Source organism: Hyphomonas sp. GM-8P (genome assembly GCF_003263315.1).
GTDB lineage: Bacteria > Pseudomonadota > Alphaproteobacteria > Caulobacterales > Hyphomonadaceae > Hyphomonas.
The window spans coordinates 81,424-101,589 of sequence record NZ_AWFE01000138.1; the positions used below are offsets into that span (position 1 = coordinate 81,424).

The 20,166-nt window shown below is 63.2% G+C and carries 20 protein-coding genes; 6 read left to right on the forward strand and 14 right to left on the reverse strand.

From position 1 onward, the window contains the following. Positions 1–109: 109 nt before the first annotated feature. The 7 genes from trmB to miaB all read right to left on the reverse strand — a co-directional run bounded on the left by trmB (position 110) and on the right by miaB (position 6,712). Positions 110–823: a tRNA (guanosine(46)-N7)-methyltransferase TrmB gene (trmB, locus tag HY26_RS18415; protein ID WP_051599596.1), complete on the reverse strand. Its 714-nt coding sequence runs from the start codon at positions 821–823 to the stop codon at positions 110–112. A 32-nt stretch (positions 824–855) separates the two neighbouring features. Beyond that, positions 856–1,290, reverse strand: a complete 435-nt coding sequence (locus tag HY26_RS18420) for a helix-turn-helix domain-containing protein (RefSeq protein ID WP_112074304.1) — start codon at positions 1,288–1,290, stop codon at positions 856–858. A gap of 42 nt (positions 1,291–1,332) precedes the next feature. Next, positions 1,333–2,976 carry an apolipoprotein N-acyltransferase gene (gene lnt / locus HY26_RS18425; protein ID WP_034761009.1) on the reverse strand — a complete coding sequence of 548 codons (1,644 nt, stop codon included), beginning with the start codon at positions 2,974–2,976 and terminating at the stop codon, positions 1,333–1,335. 6 nt (positions 2,977–2,982) lie between these two features. Beyond that, positions 2,983–3,726, reverse strand: a complete 744-nt coding sequence (locus HY26_RS18430; RefSeq protein WP_233348560.1) for a transporter associated domain-containing protein — start codon at positions 3,724–3,726, stop codon at positions 2,983–2,985. Positions 3,727–3,870: 144 nt separating this feature from the next. Further along, positions 3,871–4,320: an rRNA maturation RNase YbeY gene (ybeY, locus tag HY26_RS18435; protein WP_034761004.1), complete on the reverse strand. Its 450-nt coding sequence runs from the start codon at positions 4,318–4,320 to the stop codon at positions 3,871–3,873. 8 nt (positions 4,321–4,328) lie between these two features. After that, positions 4,329–5,318, reverse strand: a complete 990-nt coding sequence (locus tag HY26_RS18440; protein ID WP_233351689.1) for a PhoH family protein — start codon at positions 5,316–5,318, stop codon at positions 4,329–4,331. Next, positions 5,315–6,712, reverse strand: coding sequence for a tRNA (N6-isopentenyl adenosine(37)-C2)-methylthiotransferase MiaB (miaB, locus tag HY26_RS18445; RefSeq protein WP_034761003.1), 1,398 nt, complete (start codon positions 6,710–6,712; stop codon positions 5,315–5,317). Before miaB ends, HY26_RS18440 begins: the two co-directional genes overlap by 4 nt. Positions 6,713–6,858: 146 nt before the next feature. Here miaB and HY26_RS18450 point away from each other — a divergent pair, with 146 nt between their 5' ends. Beyond that, a complete protein-coding gene (locus HY26_RS18450; RefSeq protein WP_112074307.1) occupies positions 6,859–8,337 on the forward strand; it encodes a sodium:alanine symporter family protein in 1,479 nt (492 codons plus the stop codon). 144 nt (positions 8,338–8,481) lie between these two features. On the opposite strand, the gene HY26_RS18455 is transcribed toward HY26_RS18450, so the two are convergent. The 3 genes from HY26_RS18455 to HY26_RS18465 are packed head-to-tail and all read right to left on the reverse strand — an operon-like array spanning position 8,482 to position 10,331. Beyond that, positions 8,482–8,955 carry a VOC family protein gene (locus HY26_RS18455; RefSeq protein ID WP_112074308.1) on the reverse strand — a complete coding sequence of 158 codons (474 nt, stop codon included), beginning with the start codon at positions 8,953–8,955 and terminating at the stop codon, positions 8,482–8,484. Beyond that, complete coding sequence (locus tag HY26_RS18460) at positions 8,952–9,410, reverse strand: hypothetical protein (RefSeq protein ID WP_034760998.1); 459 nt, start codon at positions 9,408–9,410, stop codon at positions 8,952–8,954. Before HY26_RS18460 ends, HY26_RS18455 begins: the two co-directional genes overlap by 4 nt. A 36-nt stretch (positions 9,411–9,446) precedes the next feature. Further along, a complete protein-coding gene (locus HY26_RS18465) occupies positions 9,447–10,331 on the reverse strand; it encodes a bifunctional helix-turn-helix domain-containing protein/methylated-DNA--[protein]-cysteine S-methyltransferase (protein WP_034760995.1) in 885 nt (294 codons plus the stop codon). Between the two features lie 152 nt (positions 10,332–10,483). Between HY26_RS18465 and HY26_RS18470 the strand changes: the two genes are divergently transcribed. The 3 genes from HY26_RS18470 to HY26_RS18480 all read left to right on the forward strand — a co-directional run bounded on the left by HY26_RS18470 (position 10,484) and on the right by HY26_RS18480 (position 14,100). After that, complete coding sequence (locus tag HY26_RS18470) at positions 10,484–11,431, forward strand: glutathione S-transferase N-terminal domain-containing protein (protein ID WP_112074310.1); 948 nt, start codon at positions 10,484–10,486, stop codon at positions 11,429–11,431. 70 nt (positions 11,432–11,501) lie between these two features. Next, positions 11,502–12,311 (forward strand): SDR family oxidoreductase, encoded by an 810-nt coding sequence (locus HY26_RS18475; protein WP_112074311.1) that lies wholly within the window; start codon positions 11,502–11,504, stop codon positions 12,309–12,311. Positions 12,312–12,399: 88 nt separating this feature from the next. Then, positions 12,400–14,100 (forward strand): acyl-CoA dehydrogenase family protein, encoded by a 1,701-nt coding sequence (locus HY26_RS18480; RefSeq protein WP_112074312.1) that lies wholly within the window; start codon positions 12,400–12,402, stop codon positions 14,098–14,100. Positions 14,101–14,143: 43 nt separating this feature from the next. Here the strand turns inward: HY26_RS18480 and HY26_RS18485 are convergent, their stop codons facing one another. From HY26_RS18485 to hisI, 3 genes are read right to left on the reverse strand one after another with little or no spacing between them, the layout of a single operon-like run. Continuing rightward, positions 14,144–14,983, reverse strand: coding sequence for a family 16 glycosylhydrolase (locus tag HY26_RS18485; RefSeq protein ID WP_051599465.1), 840 nt, complete (start codon positions 14,981–14,983; stop codon positions 14,144–14,146). 6 nt (positions 14,984–14,989) lie between these two features. Further along, positions 14,990–15,886, reverse strand: a complete 897-nt coding sequence (locus tag HY26_RS18490) for an N-acyl homoserine lactonase family protein (protein ID WP_112074313.1) — start codon at positions 15,884–15,886, stop codon at positions 14,990–14,992. 41 nt (positions 15,887–15,927) lie between these two features. After that, on the reverse strand, positions 15,928–16,329 hold the full coding sequence (gene hisI / locus HY26_RS18495) for a phosphoribosyl-AMP cyclohydrolase (RefSeq protein ID WP_112074314.1): 402 nt from the start codon (positions 16,327–16,329) through the stop codon (positions 15,928–15,930). A gap of 98 nt (positions 16,330–16,427) precedes the next feature. Between hisI and HY26_RS18500 the strand changes: the two genes are divergently transcribed. After that, entirely contained in the window at positions 16,428–17,243 is an 816-nt protein-coding gene (locus HY26_RS18500) for an enoyl-CoA hydratase (protein WP_112074315.1), read from the forward strand. 7 nt (positions 17,244–17,250) lie between these two features. Further along, positions 17,251–18,165: a hydroxymethylglutaryl-CoA lyase gene (locus HY26_RS18505; RefSeq protein ID WP_112074316.1), complete on the forward strand. Its 915-nt coding sequence runs from the start codon at positions 17,251–17,253 to the stop codon at positions 18,163–18,165. Here the strand turns inward: HY26_RS18505 and cobT are convergent. Continuing rightward, positions 18,155–20,155 (reverse strand): cobaltochelatase subunit CobT, encoded by a 2,001-nt coding sequence (gene cobT / locus HY26_RS18510; RefSeq protein ID WP_112074317.1) that lies wholly within the window; start codon positions 20,153–20,155, stop codon positions 18,155–18,157. The two genes, HY26_RS18505 and cobT, sit on opposite strands and share 11 nt — an antisense overlap. Between the last annotated feature and the right edge of the window lie 11 nt (positions 20,156–20,166).

Consider the following 20,166-nt stretch of genomic DNA (forward strand, 5'->3'; position numbering starts at 1 on the left):
GAAAGTCATGGCCGTCGGTCTGACGGGGTCTTGATATTTCAGACCGACCGAATTCGATGCGACATTTTGTACACGCTTTACAGGCTTCCGTCAAGAATATCCGCAGGGGTCAGACGGTTTCGAAATTGTACCAGACCGGGTCACAATCGCCGAGCTTCTTTGTTTCATAACGGGTCGTCACATGGTCGCTGGGGGCAGTGCGCCAGTCGTCGGCGCTTTCGGCCAGCCAGCGATAGCCGCCATGCTGCAGGAAGCGCCAGAGCGCCTCGTCGGCATAGCTCGTCACATCGGTCGCAAAGCGTATGCGCGCACCTTTCCGACAGGCGCGGTGCAGGCTTTCCAGAAAGTCAGGCTGGATCAGGCGGCGCTTCTGCTGGCGCTTCTTGGGCCAGGGGTCCGGGAACATGATGAACACCCGCGCGAGGCTGCCCGGCGCAAGCCCGTCGATCAGCGGCCGCGCATCGTCCATCCGGAGGCGGACATTATCCAGGCCATCCGCATCGACCTGCGTTAGGGCCTTGGCCATGCCTTCAACAAAGGGTTCGCAGCCGATGAAGCCGACCTCCGGGTTCCGGCGCGCCTGTTCGGCGAGGTGCTCCCCGCCGCCGAAACCGATCTCCAGCCAGGTTTCCGTCAGACCCGGGAACATCTCCAGCGGATCGCTCAGCCCGTCCGGAACCTGCAGTTTCGGCAACAGATCGTCGACCAAAACCTGCTGGCGCGCGGACAATGCCCGGCCGCCAATGCGGCCGAAAGTGCGGATGGGGCGCCCGGGTTGCTGGCCGCCCTGTTTGCCGCCCCTATTACCTGATGTCTCGTTCATGGCGCGCCTGATGCCCGAGCCCTGCGCTGCAATCAATCCTCGCCCTGCTTCGACTCGAAAGCAGATGCAGCGGCCCGTACGGTGTTCAGCAGCGACCTGCGCAGGGAATCGTCCTCGATCTTCTGGAAGGCCTCGATCAGGTCCAGCGTCTCCGCATCCAGCACAGGCGCGCGCGGGCCGTCGCTTGCGTTGCCGCCTTCGGCGAAGCGATGTTGCCGGTCATCTTCCAGCTGGCTTTCGGCGCCGTCATAGAAATAATTGACGTTCACGCCCATGACCGAGGCGATCTCGAACAGGCGCCCGGCCGAGACGCGGTTCACGCCCTTCTCGTATTTCTGCACCTGCTGGAAGGTCAGGCTCAGCAATTCGGCGAGTTGTTCCTGGGACAGCTTCAGCTCCCGGCGGCGCCAGCGAATACGCTGGCCGACGACGCGGTCTATTCCACTCGGAAGCTTGCTGTCAGACATTTAACCCCTACCCGCGACGAAAATGTAGTCCGGCGCGCACTCCTAGCGGCGCCATGTTGCAAATGCCAGACCCACAAAGGCAGCAAGTGTGAGCCAGAACAGCACAACACCCGCCCGGCTCTGGAACAGGGTCACTTTCGCCGGGGCCGGCAACTTGCCGCGCCCGAAGGTCGTGTTCCAGCCGGAGGGGGCATCCTGGACCGGTGAAGCGCGCAGCACTTCGCGGCCATAGCCGTCGATAATTGCCGAGGCGCCACGGCTTGCGACACGCGCCATGGGCAAGCCGCTCTCGATCGCGCGATACCGGTTCTGCGCATAGTGCTGGGACGGGCCCATACCGCCACCAAACCAGGCATCATTGGAGACGAGGACAATCCAGTCCGCCCGTGTGGCAAGGTTCGCCGCGCGCGTAATCTCCGGGTACAGGCCCTCATAGCAGATGAGCGCCACGAAAGGCGGCACATTGTCGGCAAAGATCACCGCAGGGCCCGTGCCGGGATGGAACCCGTTGCGGGCCAGTTGCTGCATCGCGCCCGGCAGGAAGTCCGACATGGCCTGCCCGAAGGGGATGATTTCTGCGGCGGCCAGTTCGCCGAACGGGACGAGCCGGAACTTGTCATACAGCGCCACGGCGCCCGACCGGCTGACATTCTCGTCCAGCACGACCATGGAATTGAAATAGACGCGCTCGTTCTGTCCTTCGAGCTGGTAGCGTGTCGTCCCGGCGATCAGCGTGCGCGGGCCGAGATAGGCGCCGATCGCATCCAGCGCGTTGATGTCGTTCAGCAGGCTGGTCGGCACCGCGCCTTCCGGCCAGATCATGATGTCACCTGGCTGGCTTTCGCCATTGGTCATCATGCGCAGGTATTCGATCATCACCGGATCTGGACCGGTTTCCCATTTTTCGTCCTGCGGCACGCCGGAATCCATCAGGACGACATATTGCTCCGTCAGCGGAGACGGCGCGGCGATGCGCTGAGCGCCCCAGGCCCAGCCGACGGCCAGCAGGATGACCGCCCCGAAGGACGGCGCGATCCGCAGCACCAGACCGCGCGCATCGCGCGTATCCACCATTGCGGCCGGCGCCGCCATGACGAAGACGGTCAGAAGGGTCAGCCAATATACCCCTCCAAGCGACGCCGCCTGCGAGATCGCCCCGCCTGGCACCCAGGTCGTGCCCGGCAGGTTCCACGGGAAGCCGCCAAACAAATGCCCGCGCACGAATTCGGCAATGGCAAAGAAGAAGGCAAAAACGAACACTCGCGACGGCGACGCAGACCAGAAAGCGCCCGCCATTGCCCCAAATGCGCCCCAGATCAGCGCCATGCCGGCCGGCAGCAGGATCAGCGGCATCCAGAGAAAGACGGCAAACCGTTCCGGCTCGACCAGGAAAGGCTCGGCCGTCCAGTGCATGGAAATCAGGGTAAAACCGACGCCGAAAGCCCAGGTGCGCATGAACACCGCCCTGCCCCATCGGCGATGACTGCGGGCACCGTCGATCATCCAGATCAGGCCGGTGAAAGACAGCGCCAGCACGGCGCTGAAATGGAACGGGGCAAACGCAACGGCCGAGAACGCGCCCAGCAGGACGGCGGCGCCGGCGGCAGCCCAACCGGTCAGCCGCGCAAAGGCTTCGTGAAGGGGTCCAAGCGCAGTGAACCCGTGGCTGCGGACAGCGGTATTCATTTTTGCCTACTCCTGCGGCTTGGGCGCGGGCACAGGTTCGGGCGTCCGGAGACGCAGGCGCCGGATGCGGCGGGCATCGGCATCGAGGACTTCGATCTCGACGCCGGACGGATGCTTGAGGATTTCCCCGCGCACCGGCACACGGCCAGCGAGCGCGTAGGCAATCCCGCCCAGCGTGTCGAATTCCGAATCCTCATCACTGAGTTCGAGGTCAATCCCCGTCTCCTCGGCGAAATCCTGTATTTCGGTGCGCGCATCGACTTCCCAAACCCGAGCGCTGCGCCGGACGAACATGGGCTCTTCATCATCGTGTTCGTCTTCGATGTCACCGACGATTTCCTCAACCAGGTCTTCCAGACTCACAAGTCCGTCCGTTCCGCCATATTCATCCACAACCAATGCCAGATGGATGCGGGTCGACTGCATCTTCACCAGCAAATCGGACAGTTTCATGGAAGGCGGCACATAAAGCACTTCCCGGTGCAGCCGTTCCAGCGGGCGCTTGGGCGGTTCGCCGCCCTTGGCCAGTTCGCTGACGACATCCTTGATGTGAACAAAACCGATCGGGTCATCCAGCGTTTCCCGGAAGACCGGCAGGCGCGAATGGGTGCATTCGGCAAAGACTTTGAGAAGGTCGGGGAATTCGGTGTTCACCTCGACGGCCTTCACCTCAGCCCGGGCGACCATCACGTCCTCGACGCGCAGTTCCTGGAATTCCTGGATGCGCAGGCGCATCGCCTGCGGGGTCACCGGGGCGGACGCCTCCGGACTGCCATTTGGTTCAGCCAGTGCTTCAGGCGCACTTTCCTGCCGGCGGCCTATTCCGAAAAAACTACGCCGGCGCCTTTGAGGCGCGGGTTCTAAAGGGTCTGGATCGCTCATCGTCTCTGTAAATCAGTCCGTTCCATATGGGTTTGGAATGCCGAGCGATGCAAGCGCCTTTATTTCCAATCCCTCCATGATCTCAGCCTCTGCCTCCACCTCATGATCATGCCCGAGAAGGTGAAGGTAACCGTGCACCAGCAGGTGCGTCAGGTGATCGGCCAGGCTTATGCCCTGCGCCTCTGCATCTCGCGCGGAAACGCCGAGCGCCACGGCGATGTCGCCCAGCTGCGGCCGATCCATCTCATGGGCCGGAAAAGACAGGACATCCGTCGGCTTGTCCTTGCCCCTGAAATCCCGGTTCAGCTGGTGCAGCGTCTCGTCATCCGCCAGCAGAAGGGACACAGTGCCTTCAGCGGGCTCAACGGCCGCCGCAGCCGCAAAGGCCTGGTCGCACAGGGCGGCAAGATCCGGCACGGCCTCCCAGCCGGACTCTTCAACGATCAGGTCGGTGGTGATCATCGGACAGCTCAGTTGCCCTCGCCGGCGGCGGCATAGGCATCGATGATCCGGCTGACGAGCCCATGGCGCACGACGTCTGCAGCGGTCAGCATGTGTACACTGATCCCCTCGACATCCGACAGGATCTGCAGGGCGTGCCGCAGGCCCGAGGTCTGGATGCCCGGCAGGTCCACCTGGCCCGGATCGCCGGTGACCACCATGCGGCTGTCGCGGCCAAGCCGGGTCAGCACCATCTTCATTTGCGGGACGGTCGTGTTCTGCGCCTCGTCGACGATGACGAAGGCATTCTTCAGCGTCCGCCCGCGCATGAAGGCGATCGGAGCGACCTCGATCTCGCCGCGCGCCATACGGCGTTCCATCTGTTCCTGGCCCATCAGTTCGCGCAGACTGTCCCAGATGGGCAGCATGTAGGGGTCGACCTTTTCTTCCAGCGTGCCGGGCAGGAAGCCGAGCTTTTCGCCCGCTTCGACAGCAGGTCGCGTTACGATCAGGCGTTGGCGCGCGCCGGAGATCAATTCGGCCACACCGGCCGCGACAGCCAGGAAGGTCTTGCCCGTGCCGGCCGGGCCGATGCCGAAGACGAGCCCGTTGTCCGGATTGGCCAGCAGATTGATGTAGCGTGCCTGACCCTTGGTCTGCGGCGTGATCGGCTTTTTCAGACCCTTCAGGCCACCGCCGAAACTCTGCGCCGGGGTGGAGGCGGCTTCAATGGCCGCATCAAGGTCCATGTCGGTGATGTCCGCGCCGGACCGCATGCGGCGCTCCAGCTCCGCCAGCGCGGCCTCCGCAATGGAGACGCCCTCCGCCGTGCCGGCCAGCAGGATGCCGCCGCCCTGGCTTTCGGCGCGCAGGCCATAATCCTTCAGCTTAGCTTCCAGCCGGTGCAGATACCGGTGATGCGGCCCGCACAGGTCACGCAGGCGCTCGGCATTGCTGACTTCGTAGAACCGGCTCACCGGCGCTTCCGGTGACATGTTCGGACGGCGCTTTCCGCTCACAGGGCGGCCTCGCGAACTTTGACCAGTTCGCCGGTCAGCGAGTTGAGGCTCGCATCGATCACGCGGACGTCCACGATGGTTCCGACCAGGTCCGGTATCGTCATGGCGTGATCCAGCGGCAGTTCGAAGTGAACGGCCTGAAGCCACGGTGAGCGGCCATGCGCCTGACCCGGATTGCGGCCCTTGCCTGTGATCAGGACCGGTACGGTCTGGCCGATCTTGGAGCGGTTGAACCCGATCTGCTGCTCGCGCAGAAGCTGTTGCAGCTGCTGCAGGCGCGCGTCCTTCACCTCTTCCGGCACCTGGCCGAACATGTCCGCTGCCGGCGTACCCGGGCGGGCTGAATATTTAAAGGAATAGGCGATTGCGTAGTCGATATCGCGGACGAGCTGCATCGTCGCCTCGAAATCGGCATCGCTCTCACCTGGAAAACCGACAATGAAATCAGAGGCGATTGCGATATCGGACCGGGCTTCTCGTACCTTGCGGATGATCTCGCGATACTCTTCCGCCGTGTGGCCGCGATTCATCGCCTTCAGGATATTATCTGAGCCCGACTGCACCGGCAGGTGCAGGAAAGGCATCATTTCCGGCACTTCGCCATGGGCAGCGATCAGATCGTCGTCCATGTCGCGGGGATGGCTGGTTGTGTAGCGGATCCGCTCGATTCCGCCGACTTTCGCGATGTGACGGACGAGCTGTCCAAGCGTCCAGTCGGCTTCATTGGTCAGGGCCGGCGCGGCGCCATGGAAGGCGTTCACATTCTGGCCCAGTAGCGTGATCTCACGCACGCCCTGCGCCGCAAGGCTGCGGGCCTCCATCGTAATATCGTCGACAGGACGCGAGAGTTCAGCGCCGCGTGTATAAGGCACCACGCAAAAGGTGCAGAACTTGTCGCAACCTTCCTGAACGGACAGGAAAGCCGTCGGCCCGTCCGCCTCGCGCGTCTTCGGCAGGGCGTCGAACTTCTCGAGTGTCTCGAATTCGGTTTCCAACCGGTCCCCCACAGCGCGGCTGGCCCGGGCGATCATCTCCGGCAGCTTGTGATAGGCCTGCGGGCCAAGCACCAGGTCCACGGCAGGCTGGCGGCGCATGATTTCGGCACCTTCGGCCTGGGCGACACAGCCAGCCACGGCGATAGTGAGATTGCCGCCGCGAGCCTGCTTGGTCAGCTTCAGCTGGCCCAGTTCCGAATAGACCTTTTCGGTCGCCTTTTCACGGATATGGCAGGTATTGAGTACTACGAGGTCGGCCTCATCGGCACTATCTACCGGCGCATAACCGAGCGGCCGCAGCACGTCTCGCATGCGCTCGGAGTCATATACATTCATCTGGCAGCCATAGGTCTTGATGAAGACGCCTTTGGCCTGCTTGGGTTCGCGGGGGTCGGTCATTCGCGGGCTTATGCCTGAAAACAGGCCGTCCTTCCACAGCCGATTGCGGAGCCCTTGCAGCGTTACATACCTGCAATGCTCGCTTCACACATGGGCAAACGGGGTTAGTGTCGGCCCCAAGCAGAGTAAAGGAGCCGGGGAGGCTTATGGAAAACATTATTCGGGCGCTAAACGAATTTGTCTGGGGGCCACCCATGCTGGTGCTCCTGCTGGGGACCGGGCTCTACCTTACGATCGGCCTCCGGCTCTTGTCGGTTCTGAAGATCCCCTTCGCCTTCGGCCAGCTGTTCAAGAAACCGGACCAGAATGAAGAAGGTGACGTCACCCCGTTCGCCGCCCTGATGACCGCCCTGTCCTCCACGATCGGTACGGGCAACATTGCAGGCGTCGCGGCAGCGATCGCTATTGGCGGACCGGGCGCGGTGTTCTGGATGTGGATCACGGCCATCGTCGGCACGGCCACGAAATATTCCGAAGGCGTCCTGGCCGTCCGCTTCCGCGAGATTGACCATGATGGCCGCCATGTCGGCGGGCCGATGTACTACATCAAGAACGGCATGGGGAAGAAATGGATCTGGCTCGGCGGCCTGTTCGCGACGCTGGGCATCCTGGCCAGCTGGGGCACAGGCGCCTCGATCCAGTCCAACTCGATCGCCGATGCCCTGAACGCAACTTATGGCATCTCACCGCTGATTTCGGCCATCGTGCTGTCCGTCGCTGCAGCGGCGGTGATCCTGGGTGGGATCAAGCGGATTGCGAGCGTGGCGAGCCGGCTCGTACCGGTCATGGCGATCTCCTATCTTGCCGGCGGCCTGCTGGTGATCTCGCTACACCTCGACGCCGTCCCGGCGGCCTTCGGCATGATCTTCTCGGGCGCGTTCGGCTTTGACAGCGCGGGCACCGGCATCTCCATCGGCCTTCTGATGTTGGCCATGCAGAAAGGTGTCGCGCGCGGCATATTCTCGAACGAGGCCGGTCAGGGCTCCGCCCCGATCGCCCACGCTGCCGCCAAGATCCAGGACCCGGTCGACCAGGGCCTCGTCGCCATGCTGGGCACGATCATCGACACGCTGATCGTCTGCTCCATCACCGCACTCGTGATCCTGACCTCTGGCGTGCTTGGCCCGGAATGCATTCCGACCGCTGCCAATGCCGCCGACATTCTGGCGAACGGACAGCCTGCTGGCTGTGACACAGGCGCACCGCTGACCGTTGCTGCGTTTGATGCGGGCCTGACCGGTATCGGCGAGCATATCGTCGCCATCGGCCTCACCGTGTTTGGCTTCACGACCATTCTCGGCTGGAGCTATTATGGCGAACGCTGCTGCGAATACCTGTTCGGCGAGAAGTCGATCCTGCCGTTCCGCATCAGCTGGATCGTGGTCACCTTCCTTGGTGCAGCTGCCCTGATGTTCGAAGGCTCGGTCGCCAATATCGTGAACCTGTTCTGGCTGGTTGCCGATACGCTGACCGGCATGATGGCCGCGCCGAACCTTGTCGGCCTGGTCTTCCTGAGCCCGGTCGTGTTCGCGATGACCAAGGCGCACTTCGAAGCCGTCCGGAACGGCACACCGAAGCCGCGCTATCCGATCATCGACCAGCGTAAGCAGGCGCCGAAAGAGTAAGGCGCCCTCCCCCAAAACAAACGCCCCGCCCGGTATCAGCCAGGCGGGGCGTTTTCATTTCCGGGGCCTCAAAACACCATGAAGAACACCGTGTATAGACCATGTATGGACCGTCTATACGGCGGTGTTTTCCGCGAGGCAGGCTTACCAGCTGCCGATATTCTCCGCGCTGGCCCAGGGCTCCTTCGCTGCCAGCGGCTTGCCCTGCTGGAGGAGCTCGACCGAGATCCCGTCCGGCGAGCGGACGAAGGCCATGCGCCCGTCACGCGGCGGACGGTTGATGGTGACGCCAAGGCCCTGCAGCTTTTCGACCGCGTCGTAGATGTCCGAGACCGAATAGGCGAGATGGCCGAAATTCCGCCCGCCGCCATAATCTTCCGGATCCCAGTTGTGCGTCAGCTCGATCATCGGGATCTGCATGTCCGTCGGGCTCTTGCCTTCCGGGATGCCGCCGCACCGTTCGATATCCGCCGGAGACGCGAGGAAGACCAGCGTGAAGCGCCCGGTCTCGCTGTCATAGCGGCCGACTTCGGTCAGGCCGAGACCCTGGCAATAGAATTTGAGCGAGGCGTCGATATCGGTGACACGCACCATTGTATGCAGGAATTCGATGCTCATAAGGCACCTCCGTTCAGATCGCGAATGACTTGTTTCAGATTGGGCGGCATCAGCGCGTAATAGCGGCGCATGGCAATCGCCAGAAGACCGATCGTGGCGAACATGAATGTCAGGAACACCATGAATGTGTGGATCAGCGTGCCGGTCTCGAAGACCGGTGATTTTCCGCTCATCTCCCAGAACATCTGCCACACGGCATTGAAGCCTGCCACGAAGGGCCCGAGCAGCAGGAACATGATGGCGGCGCAGACGAAGAAATAGGTCTGCCCCCTCGGCCCCTCGCTGCGCAGATAGAGGTCGGTGAACGCCTCATCGGTGACGCTTTCAGGCAGTTCCTTGTCGCGCTTCTTCGCGGCGAGCACGTCCGGCGCAAAGGCCTTCACCTCTCTCCAGCGCCAGGCAAGGCTGGCGCCCCAGATCAGCAATCCGGCAACGACGAAGAAATAGAGCAGCATGAGTAGGCCGTCCGGGCTGTGCGCCCCGGTCAGCCATCAGGCGGCATGGGCGCGTTCATAAGTGAGCATGGCGCGTTTGCGGGCCACACCCCAATGATAATTATGAAGACGCCCATCCGCCGCAAGGGCGCGATGACAGGGAATGAACCAGCTGACCGGGTTTGCGCCGACTGCAGCCCCCACTGCCCGCGCCGCTTTCGGATGCCCGCTCGCCCGTGCCAGGTCGCCATAGGTACAGGTGGTGCCGGCAGGGATTTCCAGCAGGGCGCGCCAGACCTGCCGCCGGAAGGGCGTGCCATAAAGCGCGACCGGAAGCGGCTCACCCTTTTCGAAGACCTGCGCGGCCATTTTCCGCGCCGCCGCATCATCCCGGCGGATGTCCGCGTTCGGATACCGCCCGGCCAGATCGGCAAAGGCGGCGTCCTCGCCATAGCCCGGATGGACGAAACCGGCCTTTTCAGGGGCGTTGTCGTCGATGAAACCGAGCGCGACGAGCCCCCGGGGCGAGATCAGCCAGGCCCCTTCCCCGAACGGGGTCGGCGCCCGGCCGAGCACGAGGTCAGCGCCCCGCCCGCCAGCCTTGGCTTCGCCGGGGGTCAGGCCCTCATGCGCAATGAACAAGTCATGCAGGCGTCCGGGGCCGGAGAGGCCCGTCTCGAACGTCGCATCCAGAACGCTCGCGCCCTGGCGCAGCAATTCGCCAGCCTCGGCATGGGCGATGGCCGACTGGAACTGGCGCGGGGAGACGCCGGCCCAACGGGTAAACTCCCGCTGGAAGTGGCTGGGGCTGAGGCCCATGGCCCCCGCGATCGAGGCCAGATCCGGCCAGTCCCGCCATGTGTCACCCAGATAGGAGAGCGCCTCAGCCATGCGGTCATAGGCGGCGGCGCGTTCGTCGAGAGGGGTCGCTTGGGTCTGCATGGGCATCAATTTGCCTGAGCGTTCCAAGGCAGGCCACCCGATTCTTGCGCAGATGCACAATACTGACTGGTCGGAATTGGCCTCTTCCCTGCCCGTGAAAAGCCCGGCATGACTACACAACTCAAAAAACAAGAGACCGGAGAGAAACGGACATGGCGGACGCACGCAGCATTATTCTGCACGAATACCCGACTTCGCCCTATGCCGAGAAAATCCGTCTCGCCCTGCGCCTGAAGAACCTCGCCTGGTCACGCGTGGAGATCCCCGTGATCATGCCCCGGCCGGACCTGATGCCGCTGACCGGCGGCTATCGTCGGACCCCTGTCATGCAGATCGGCGCCGACATCTATTGCGACACCGCCATCATCCTGCGCGAGCTGGAAGCACGCTATCCGATGCCGGCGCTGAAGCTGCCGGGGCATGAAGGCCTTGCCCAGATGGTGGCCGGCTGGACAGATGGGCGCTGGTTCCAGTCTTCCGTCGCTGTGATCTTCGGCGAAATGGGCGACAAGGTTGGCGAGGAGTTCAAGAAGGACCGGGAAAAGCTGTCGGGCCGTCCGTTCGACGTGAACGCCATGAAAGCCGTCGCCCCGATGATGCGCGACCAGTGGCGCGCGCGGCTGATGCTGCTGGAAGAACGCCTTCAGGGCGGGCAGGGCGCTGGGTCCGGCATGTATCTCGTCGGCATGAAGCCGGGACTGGTCGACGTTCATGCCTACATGAATGTCTGGTTCATGCAGCAGAACCTGCCGGACTTCCTGGAGAAGTGTTTCGAGACCGCCGACCTGACCAAGGCGTGGTTCGAGCGCCTGCAGGAATATGAAGGCCAGGAACCGGAGACCATCTCCTCGAAAGAAGCACTGGACATCGGCCTGCATGCCGCGCCGCGCCTCGTCATGGCGACAACCAAATATGAGCCGCAGGATATTGCCCCCGGCGACATGGTGGCGGTGGCTCCGGACGATTACGGACAGGTCTGGGTGGAAGGCGAAATCGTGCATGCCGATTCCCAGCGCGTGATCCTGCAACGCCTGTCTGAGGAAGCCGGAACGGTGCATGTTCATTTCCCGCGGGCGGGATTCCTCGTCCGGCGCATCTGACAGGTCTTGTCTGGCGGGGCCTGTTACCCGGAGCGGAATGCGCTACATCTAAAGGCAAAGGAGCGCATTTATGGAACGCCGACTTTGCCTGATCACAGGAGCCTCCGCCGGAATCGGCGCAGAATTCGCCCGCCAGTATGCCGCGCTCGGATGGGACGTTGCGCTGACGGCGCGGCGCGCTGACCGGCTTGAAACGCTCGCGGCCGAAATCGAGGAAAAATACAAGGTGACGGCGATCGTGATCGCCGAGGACCTGGCGAAGAAATCCGCGCCGGCAAAGATCCTCGCCGCGCTTGACGAAAAGGGCCGCCATGTCGATGCGCTGGTGAACAATGCCGGTTACGGCCTGCCGGGTACCTTCTTCTCCACCAGCTGGAAGGATCAGGCCGACTTCCTGCAGGTGCTCTATGTCGCGCCGCTGGAACTGGCGCACCGGGTCCTGCCGGGCATGGTGGAGCGCGGCTATGGCCGGATCATCAATGTCGCCTCGCTCGCGGGCTACGCCGCCGGAAGCGCCGGGCACACGCTTTATGCCAGCGTCAAAGCCGGCCTGATCAAATTCTCCGAAAGCCTGAATGCCGAATGCGAAAGCCTCGGCCATGAAGACATTCACTGCACCGCGCTCTGCCCCGGCTTCACCTGGAGCGAGTTCCATGACGTGAACGGCACGCGGGAAGACACCAACAAGATGCCGAAATGGATGTGGATGCCTGCAGAACCAGTGGTCCGCCAGGGCATCGAGGCCGTAAACAGGGGACAACCGGTCGTCGTGCCGGGCCTCGTCAACAAAGGGATAGCGACCCTGTCCCGCATCCTGCCGGAACCATTGGGCCGGGCCATGGTCCGGTCGCAGGGAAAGCGTTTCCGCAGGATGGAGTGAGTGCCTGCGATGTTGCACCGCACAAATATGGACTGACAGGGCAAAGAGAGGCCCCTATAAGGGCAAAAAACTGAAAAGGGGCAAGGATATGAGCACCGGCGAAATGGTTCAGGACAAGCAACCGATTGTGATGGAAGGCCTGACGGCCACGATGCGCGACGCCCTCGGCGCGCTCGACACCTATGCGGCTGCCGCAACCTCCGGCGCCTGCGGCCAGCTGGCTGGCGAAGACGGCCGTCCGGACCGCAAGGCGTTCGAGCGCCACCAGCACCTCGCGCACGGCCTGTCCTGGCTCGTCACCTATGTCGAGACGCTGCGCCAGGTGTCCGAATGGGCCTCCCGCCTCGAAGCCGAAGGCAAGTTCGGCGAGATCGAAGCCCTGCTGTCCCAGATCCTGTTCAGCGACTATTGCGCCCAGATTGTCGGCGGCATCCCGATGAACCAGGGCGAGACCATTCGCCCGCACGAACTTGGCAGCCTCGAAGCTTCGGGCGCGCTGTTCGCGGACGCATCAATCAAGAAGCTGATCACCGAAGGCAAGACGCCGGCCTCGATGGCCGCTGCCGCTGCCCTGCTGCCGGATGCCCTGACACGCAATACGGTCGAGGAGACTGGCCTCGACGAAACCATGAGCATGGTGCGTGAGCAGTTTGCGAAATACGCCTCCGAACGCATCAAGCCGCACGCCCATGGCTGGCACCTGCGCAACGACTATATCCCGATGGACGTGGTCAACGAGATGGCAGAGCTCGGCGTGTTCGGCCTGACCATTCCGGAAGATTTCGGCGGCCTCGGCATGGGCAAGACGGCGATGTGCGTCGTCTCCGAAGAACTTTCCCGCGGCTATATCGGCACCGGCTCGCTCGGTACCCGTTCCGAGATTGCAGCGGAACTGATCCTGATCGGCGGCACGCCGGAACAGAAGGAGAAGTGGCTGCCGATGATCGCCAGCGGCGAGATCCTGCCGACGGCTGTCTTCACCGAACCGAACACCGGGTCCGACCTCGGCTCCCTGCGCACCCGCGCGGTGAAGGATGCCGATGGTGAGACCTACTCGATCACGGGCAACAAGACCTGGATCACCCACCCGGTGCGCGCGGACGTGATGACGCTGCTCGCCCGGACCGATCCGGCCACGAACAATTTTTCCGGCCTGTCCATGTTCCTCGCCGAGAAACCGCGCGGCGACGATGCCAACCCGTTCCCGGCCGAAGGCATGACTGGCGGCGAGATCGAAGTGCTCGGCTATCGCGGCATGAAGGAATACGAAATCGGCTTCGACAACTTCAAGGTGAAGTCGGAGAACCTGCTCGGCGGCGTGGAAGGCCAGGGCTTCAAGCACCTGATGGCAACGTTCGAAAGTGCCCGCATCCAGACGGCGGCCCGTGCCATTGGCGTCGCGCAGAACGCATTCGAGACCGGCCTGCAATACGCCCTCGACCGCAACCAGTTCGGCAAGCCGATCTTCGAATTCCCGCGCGTTGCCAACAAGCTGGTGATGATGGCCGCAGAACTCGTCGGCGTGCGCCAGCTAACCTATTACTCCGCCCGCAAGAAGGACGAAGGCAAGCGCTGCGACCTCGAAGCCGGCATGGCCAAGCTGCTCGGCGCACGTGTCGCCTGGGCCGCCGCTGACAATGCCGTGCAGATCCATGGCGGCAACGGCTTCGCGCTGGAATACACGATCAGCCGTATCCTGCAGGATGCCCGTATCCTCAACATCTTCGAGGGTGCTGGCGAAGTGCAGGCCATGGTCATCGCGCGCCGCCTGGTCGAAGGGGGCAATTAGCCCCCATCACCTTTACCGGCAGGCAAATCAGTCTGCCGGCGGCCTATTCCGCAGACGGCACGTGTTCGTAGACGCGCACCCAGTCGATCACGAACTTGTCCGGAAACCTGTCCGGATCAGGCGTGTTCGCCCACCATTTGTTGGCCATGTCTTCCCGCGAGGAGATCTCTCCGGAAAGCTTCACCCAAAGCGGATTCTGGCTGACGCCGCCGGCGGATGAGCGCCAGGTTTCCTGACCGTCGACATAGAAGATGTATTCGTCGGGGAACCATTCCAGCGTGAAGGTGTGCCAGCCCCGCCGGATGCCCGGCCGTACCGCGGAGAAAGCGCTCCACTGGTGCTGTTCCCCATAACCGTCCCAGTGCAGCGCATGGTGCACCTTGTCGTTCCAGCCGAAGGTTTCCATGATGTCGACTTCCGTGCCGTCGCGGCCAGACCCGTCCACATGGTGTACGGACTGTGAGAACAGCCAGAAGGCGGACCACCAGCCCGGCGAGTGTGGCAATTTCGCCCGCACTTCGTAACGGCCGAAGGCCTGCTCGAATTTTCCCTCCGTCGACACCATGGCGCTGGCATAGTCGTAGGGATCCGAATCCTCATCCGGATTGCGGTTCTTGATGACGCTGGTTTTGAGCACCAGCTTGCCTGACCCGTTCAGATAGGCATTGGTGGGATCCCACCAGCCATCCGGGCCGTCATCATTGGGCCGGCGATTGTATTCCTTTGAAATCCATTTGTCCGGATCCGGACGGCCCCTGCCGCTGAACTCGTCCTGAAAGACGAGCCGCCATTCAGGGGACTTTTCATCCAATGCCGAAAAGGTCTGTGTTTCACAGGCACCGACAAACAGGACGAGAAAAAGGGACGCTAGAAGGCGTTTCATGCCTCCCTACCGGATCACGCCGCCAAGCGGTTCGACATCGTCCGGCTCGTGCTGCAGAATCACCTTGGCGCCAAGCTCTTCGGCCAGGGCCTCGAACTTGTCCATCGATTCCAGCGTGACCGGTTCGCTCCAGTTGAAGCGCGGCACCCGGCGCAGGTCGCGGCTTTCCGTGCGGTGATACAGGTCCCCTGCCAGCAGGACCGGGCCGCTTTCCGGCATATCCAGCAGCAGGACAGAATGGCCCGGCGTATGACCCGGCATTTCGAGGATCTTCACGGTGCCATCGCCGAAGACATCATAGTCGCCGGAGATGGTCTTCGCATCCATCGGACCGAAGGCGGCCCACATGGCAGCGAGCTGCGGATCGACCGCGCGCTCGGTGCCTTCCGGCGGGAACATGTCGTTGTATTCGTCTTCCTGAACGATCCAGGTCGCGCCCTGCACCTGGTCCACCTGGCCGATATGATCGAAATGGTCATGCGAGAGAGAGACATAGTCGATGTCGTCCGGTGTCAGGCCAAGATCGGCGAGCTGGGCGGTGATCGTCTTGTCCAGCGAGACATTGAAAATGCCGCTGACATTCTGCTCTCCGGCGCCCGCCAGCATGCCCGGCAGGCCGAGATCCCACAGCAGGCGGCCATCCGGATGATTGATGACGTAACAGGTGTCGGTGAACGTGTCCGACTGGCCGGCATAATCCCCGGCGCTGGAAAAGGCATCGAGATCGAGCACATTGATCGTGCCGCAGTCCAGCACGTTCACGTTCAGCGGAGCCGGCGCTTCGGCTTCGGCAACTATCCCGGTTTCCGGTTCGGCAGGCACCTCAGGCGGTGCAGATTTCGGCGCACAGGCCGGTGCGAGCGTAAACGCAGTTGTTGCGAGCAGCGCATGGATCAGGCGCATCAGAACCCCCTTCAGTTCGGTGAAACCCACTGAAGGAAAGCCTACCCCATGTCCGGATCGTGCGAAAGCGCAGTCCCTTCAAAAGGGACTATCCGGTAGAAACAACTCGCCCGGCCGGTGTGACAGGCCCCGCCGGTCTGTTTCACCTTCAAGAGGACCGCGTCCTGATCGCAGTCGATCCGCACATCCACCACTTCCTGCGTGTGGCCGGAAGTTTCGCCCTTTACCCACAATTCGCCGCGCGAACGGGACCAGTAAGTGGCCCGGCGCGTCTCAAGCGTGGCGGCGAGCGCGTCGGCATTCATCCAGGCCAGCATCAGCACGTCGCCGGTTTCTGCGTCCTGCGTAATGGCGGCAATCAGGCCGTCGGCATTGAATTTCGGGCGCAATTCGGACGTCTCGTCCTGCGCACTTCCGGAAAGGGGGGGCGGAAATTGTGTCATGCCCGCTCCATACGTCACCCCTCCCCTTCGCGCCAGCCACAGTCTAGGCTGTGGTCATACGAGTCCATAACGGACCAACCCATGACGGAGGCATGACCATGGCGGACTATGAGCAGATCCTGAGCGACCTGAAGGACGGGGTGCTGACGCTGACCCTCAACCGGCCGGACCGGCTGAACGCGTGGACCGACGTCATGCACAATGAACTGAAACACGCGATTGTGACCGCCAGCAGCGACGACGCCGTGCGTGTGATCGTGGTGACGGGCGCCGGGCGCGGCTTCTGCGCCGGGGCGGACATGGATGTTCTGCAGGGCATTCAGGGCGGCGCGCGCGACCGGTTGGCGGAAATCGAGGAAGCGCCGTCTGACCTGCGCGATCTCTATCCGGGCCGGTTCGGCTACATGTATGCCTGCCCGAAGCCGATCATCGCGGCGATCAATGGCGCCTGCGCCGGGATCGGCCTGATCTTCGCCCTGTTCGCGGACCTGCGTTACGCCGCCGCCGAGGCAAAATTCACGACCGCCTTTGCCCAGCGCGGCCTGATCGCGGAACATGGCATCGCCTGGCTGTTGCCGCGCCTGATCGGTGAAGCCAAGGCGCTGGACCTGCTCTTCACCGCCCGCAAGTTTACCGGGGCCGAAGCCGCAGAGCTGGGCCTCGTCAATGCAGCCCTGCCGGTCGGCGAGCTGATGGGCAATGTACAGCACACCGCCCACCACCTCGCCACCATGGTCTCGCCCCGCTCTGTCGCGGTGATGAAACAGCAGGTGCGCAAGACCTATTTCCAGAGTTTCGGCGACTCTCTTGCAGAAGCAGATGCTGCAATGGAGGAAAGCTTTACCACATTCGACTTCAAGGAAGGTGTGGCGAGCTTTGTGGAACGCCGCGCTGCGCAGTTCAAAGGACGATAGGAGCATCATGACCCGCCGCATCGACATTGTGGAAGTCGGCCCGCGTGACGGGTTGCAGAACGATCCTGCAAACCTGACGGTCGAGCAGAAGCTGGAATTCATTGCCCGGCTGGAAGACGCGGGCGTGAAGCGGATGGAATCCGGCAGCTTTGTCTCACCGAAGGCCGTACCGAAAATGGCGGACAGCCCGGCCGTCTTCGCCAGGCTCGACCGGTCGAAGCCGACGCGCCACATCGCGCTCGCCCTCAATGAAAAAGGCGTACGCCGCGCCATTGATGCGCAGGCCGACGAGATCAATTTCGTGCTGGTCGCCAGCGAAACCTTCGGCCGGAAGAACCAGGGCATGAGCCCGCAGGAGAGCGCGGACATGCTGGCCCAGTGCGCGCCGCTGGTGCATGAGGCAGGCATCCCCCTCTCCGCCACGATCTCTGTCGCGTTCGGCGACCCCTATGATGGCGAAGTGGACATGGGCGTGGTCGGCAATCTCGCCGCCCAGTCGCAGCGCGCGGGGGTGGCAGAGCTCGCCCTCGGCGACACGATTGGCGTCGCAGACCCCTGGGCCGTGCGCCGCGCCATCGACCGGGTACGGATCGAGGCACCGGACGTTTACCTGCGCATGCATTTCCACGACACGCGCGGACAGGGCCTCGCCAATGTGGCAGCGGCGGTGGATGCGGGCGTCGACGTGATCGATGCGAGCTGCGGAGGCATCGGCGGCTGCCCCTTTGCGCCGGCGGCGACGGGCAATGTGGCGACGGAAGATGTCGTCTACATGCTGGAACGCGGCGGCTTCGAAACGGGGCTGGACCTCGCCAAGCTGATCAGGACCTCGAAATGGCTGGAGACGGTGCTGCAGCACCCCGTCAGCTCATCCCTCAGCAAGGCGGGCGGGTTTCCCGTAAAGAGCGCCGCTACTTCTTAGCGCCCTTCACTTCCTGAAAGCTGGTCGTCTTCACGGCGCGGCCGATGCCGACTTTCTTGCCTTTGCCATAGGAGGGCGCGCCGCTGGAGGCGCCTGAGACGGCGCCGGGACGGACGGTGCGTTCCGTCAGCGGAGGAATGGCCATCGCCTTCGGATTCGGCTGGTTCTCGTCGAACAGGCTCGCCAGCTGGTCCGTCATCGCGCCGCCGAGCTGTTCGGCGTCCACGATGGTGACGGCGCGCTTGTAATAGCGCGTCACGTCGTGACCGATGCCGATGGCGATCAGTTCCACCGGGCTGCGCGTTTCGATCTCCTCGATCACCTGGCGGAGGTGGCGCTCGAGATAGTTGCCGACATTCACGTTCAGCGTGGAATCGTCGACCGGCGCACCGTCCGAGATCACCATCAGGATCTTGCGCTGTTCCGGCCGGGCCAGCAGACGGTCATGCGCCCAGAGCAGCGCCTCGCCGTCGATATTCTCTTTCAGCAGGCCCTCTCGCATCATCAGGCCGAGATTCTTGCGGGCGCGGCGCCACGGGGCGTCTGCCTGCTTGTAGACGATGTGGCGCACATCATTGAGGCGCCCCGGGGAGGACGGCTTGCCGGCCTTCACCCAGTCTTCACGGGAGAGGCCGCCTTTCCACGCCTTGGTGGTGAAACCCAGCACTTCGGTCTTCACATTGCAGCGTTCCAGCGTGCGGGCCAGAATGTCCGCACACAGAGCCGCCACCATGATCGGGCGGCCACGCATGGAACCGGAATTGTCCAGCAGCAGCGTCACGATCGTGTCGCGGAATTCCGAATCGTCTTCCTGCTTGAAAGACAGCGGCGCGGTCGGATCAGTGATGACACGCGTCAGGCGCGCGGTGTCCAGCACGCCCTCTTCCAGGTCAAAGCTCCACGACCGGTTCTGCTGCGCCATCAACAGGCGCTGCAGCTTGTTGGCGAGTTTCGAGACCGCGCCCTGCAGCCCCTGCAGCTGGTGATCCAGATAGGCGCGCAGGCGGGTCAGCTCTTCGGCATCGCAAAGGTCCGGCGCTTGCGCGACTTCGTCATGCTCGCGGGTGAAGACCGAATAGGTGAAGCGGTCCTTGTCGTCGCCGTCGCGGAAATTCGGGCGCAGCGGCTGGGTGCCGTCTTCGTCGTCGTCCGGCGTGTCGTCGGACTCCATGTCCATGTCCTGATCGACAGAGACGTTGGATTCCTCGCCTTCCATTTCTTCCGTGTCCCCGGCTTCCATCTGCTCGGTGGAGGCACCCATTTCCTCCTCGGACTGCATTTCCTGCTCGCCCTGGTCCGGCTGCTGCTCGGACTCCATCTCGCTGTCCTGCTGGTCTTCGCTGGTTTCAGCGTCCTCGCTGGGTACATCGGTGGCCGTCAGGTCCCGGATCATGTCGCGCACGGTGCGGGCAAAGCCCGGCTGGTCGTGCAGTTGGGAGATCAGCTTGTCGAGCGCGTCGCCGGTCTTCTCGGCGACCTGTTCACGCCAGACATCGGCCACACGGTTTGCCGCTTCCGGCAGCGGTCGGCCGGTCAGGCGCTCGCGCAGCAGGAATTCGATCGCCGGGGCCAGCACGGCTTCGGGCTCTTCTGTGCCCATGGCAAATTCGCCGGACTGGCAGCGATAGGTCAGCACCGCGTCCAGATTGTTGGCCGTGCCGCGCATGGCGTTGGCGCCGAGGCTTTCGATCCGTGCGGTTTCGGCCGCGTCGTACACCTTCCGGGGCAACTCGCCTTGCGGGCGGTGCTTGCTGTGGGCGGCGGCGTCATGATGCGCCTTGCGCAGGGCAACGGCATCGGCCTCGCCGCGGATACGGGCCGCCACCTCGGCCGGCAGTGTGACCGGCGGCGGGCGCAGCACGATACGCTCGGCATCGGCACCGGCATCATTGCCAAAGCCGACTTCCACGTCCCGGTCCGCGCTCATCGCCTTAGTCGTCACGGCGAGCGCTTGCTTGAAGAGTTCCTGAGGGGTCGTGTCCTTGGCCATCTAAGTCTTAT

What these genes read in the sequence shown, in the direction of transcription:
- HY26_RS18450 (WP_112074307.1), top strand. Translation starts at nt 6,859, where the DNA reads ATGGAAAACATTATTCGGGCGCTAAACGAATTTGTCTGGGGGCCACCC.
- hisI (WP_112074314.1), bottom strand. Translation starts at nt 16,329, where the DNA reads ATGACACAATTTCCGCCCCCCCTTTCCGGAAGTGCGCAGGACGAGACG.
- HY26_RS18420 (WP_112074304.1), bottom strand. Translation starts at nt 1,290, where the DNA reads ATGTCTGACAGCAAGCTTCCGAGTGGAATAGACCGCGTCGTCGGCCAG.
- HY26_RS18485 (WP_051599465.1), bottom strand. Translation starts at nt 14,983, where the DNA reads ATGAAACGCCTTCTAGCGTCCCTTTTTCTCGTCCTGTTTGTCGGTGCC.
- HY26_RS18455 (WP_112074308.1), bottom strand. Translation starts at nt 8,955, where the DNA reads ATGAGCATCGAATTCCTGCATACAATGGTGCGTGTCACCGATATCGAC.
- lnt (WP_034761009.1), bottom strand. Translation starts at nt 2,976, where the DNA reads ATGAATACCGCTGTCCGCAGCCACGGGTTCACTGCGCTTGGACCCCTT.
- miaB (WP_034761003.1), bottom strand. Translation starts at nt 6,712, where the DNA reads ATGACCGACCCCCGCGAACCCAAGCAGGCCAAAGGCGTCTTCATCAAG.
- HY26_RS18500 (WP_112074315.1), top strand. Translation starts at nt 16,428, where the DNA reads ATGGCGGACTATGAGCAGATCCTGAGCGACCTGAAGGACGGGGTGCTG.
- HY26_RS18470 (WP_112074310.1), top strand. Translation starts at nt 10,484, where the DNA reads ATGGCGGACGCACGCAGCATTATTCTGCACGAATACCCGACTTCGCCC.
- cobT (WP_112074317.1), bottom strand. Translation starts at nt 20,155, where the DNA reads ATGGCCAAGGACACGACCCCTCAGGAACTCTTCAAGCAAGCGCTCGCC.
- HY26_RS18460 (WP_034760998.1), bottom strand. Translation starts at nt 9,410, where the DNA reads ATGCTGCTCTATTTCTTCGTCGTTGCCGGATTGCTGATCTGGGGCGCC.
- HY26_RS18475 (WP_112074311.1), top strand. Translation starts at nt 11,502, where the DNA reads ATGGAACGCCGACTTTGCCTGATCACAGGAGCCTCCGCCGGAATCGGC.
- trmB (WP_051599596.1), bottom strand. Translation starts at nt 823, where the DNA reads ATGAACGAGACATCAGGTAATAGGGGCGGCAAACAGGGCGGCCAGCAA.
- HY26_RS18490 (WP_112074313.1), bottom strand. Translation starts at nt 15,886, where the DNA reads ATGCGCCTGATCCATGCGCTGCTCGCAACAACTGCGTTTACGCTCGCA.
- HY26_RS18465 (WP_034760995.1), bottom strand. Translation starts at nt 10,331, where the DNA reads ATGCAGACCCAAGCGACCCCTCTCGACGAACGCGCCGCCGCCTATGAC.
- HY26_RS18480 (WP_112074312.1), top strand. Translation starts at nt 12,400, where the DNA reads ATGAGCACCGGCGAAATGGTTCAGGACAAGCAACCGATTGTGATGGAA.
- HY26_RS18505 (WP_112074316.1), top strand. Translation starts at nt 17,251, where the DNA reads ATGACCCGCCGCATCGACATTGTGGAAGTCGGCCCGCGTGACGGGTTG.
- ybeY (WP_034761004.1), bottom strand. Translation starts at nt 4,320, where the DNA reads ATGATCACCACCGACCTGATCGTTGAAGAGTCCGGCTGGGAGGCCGTG.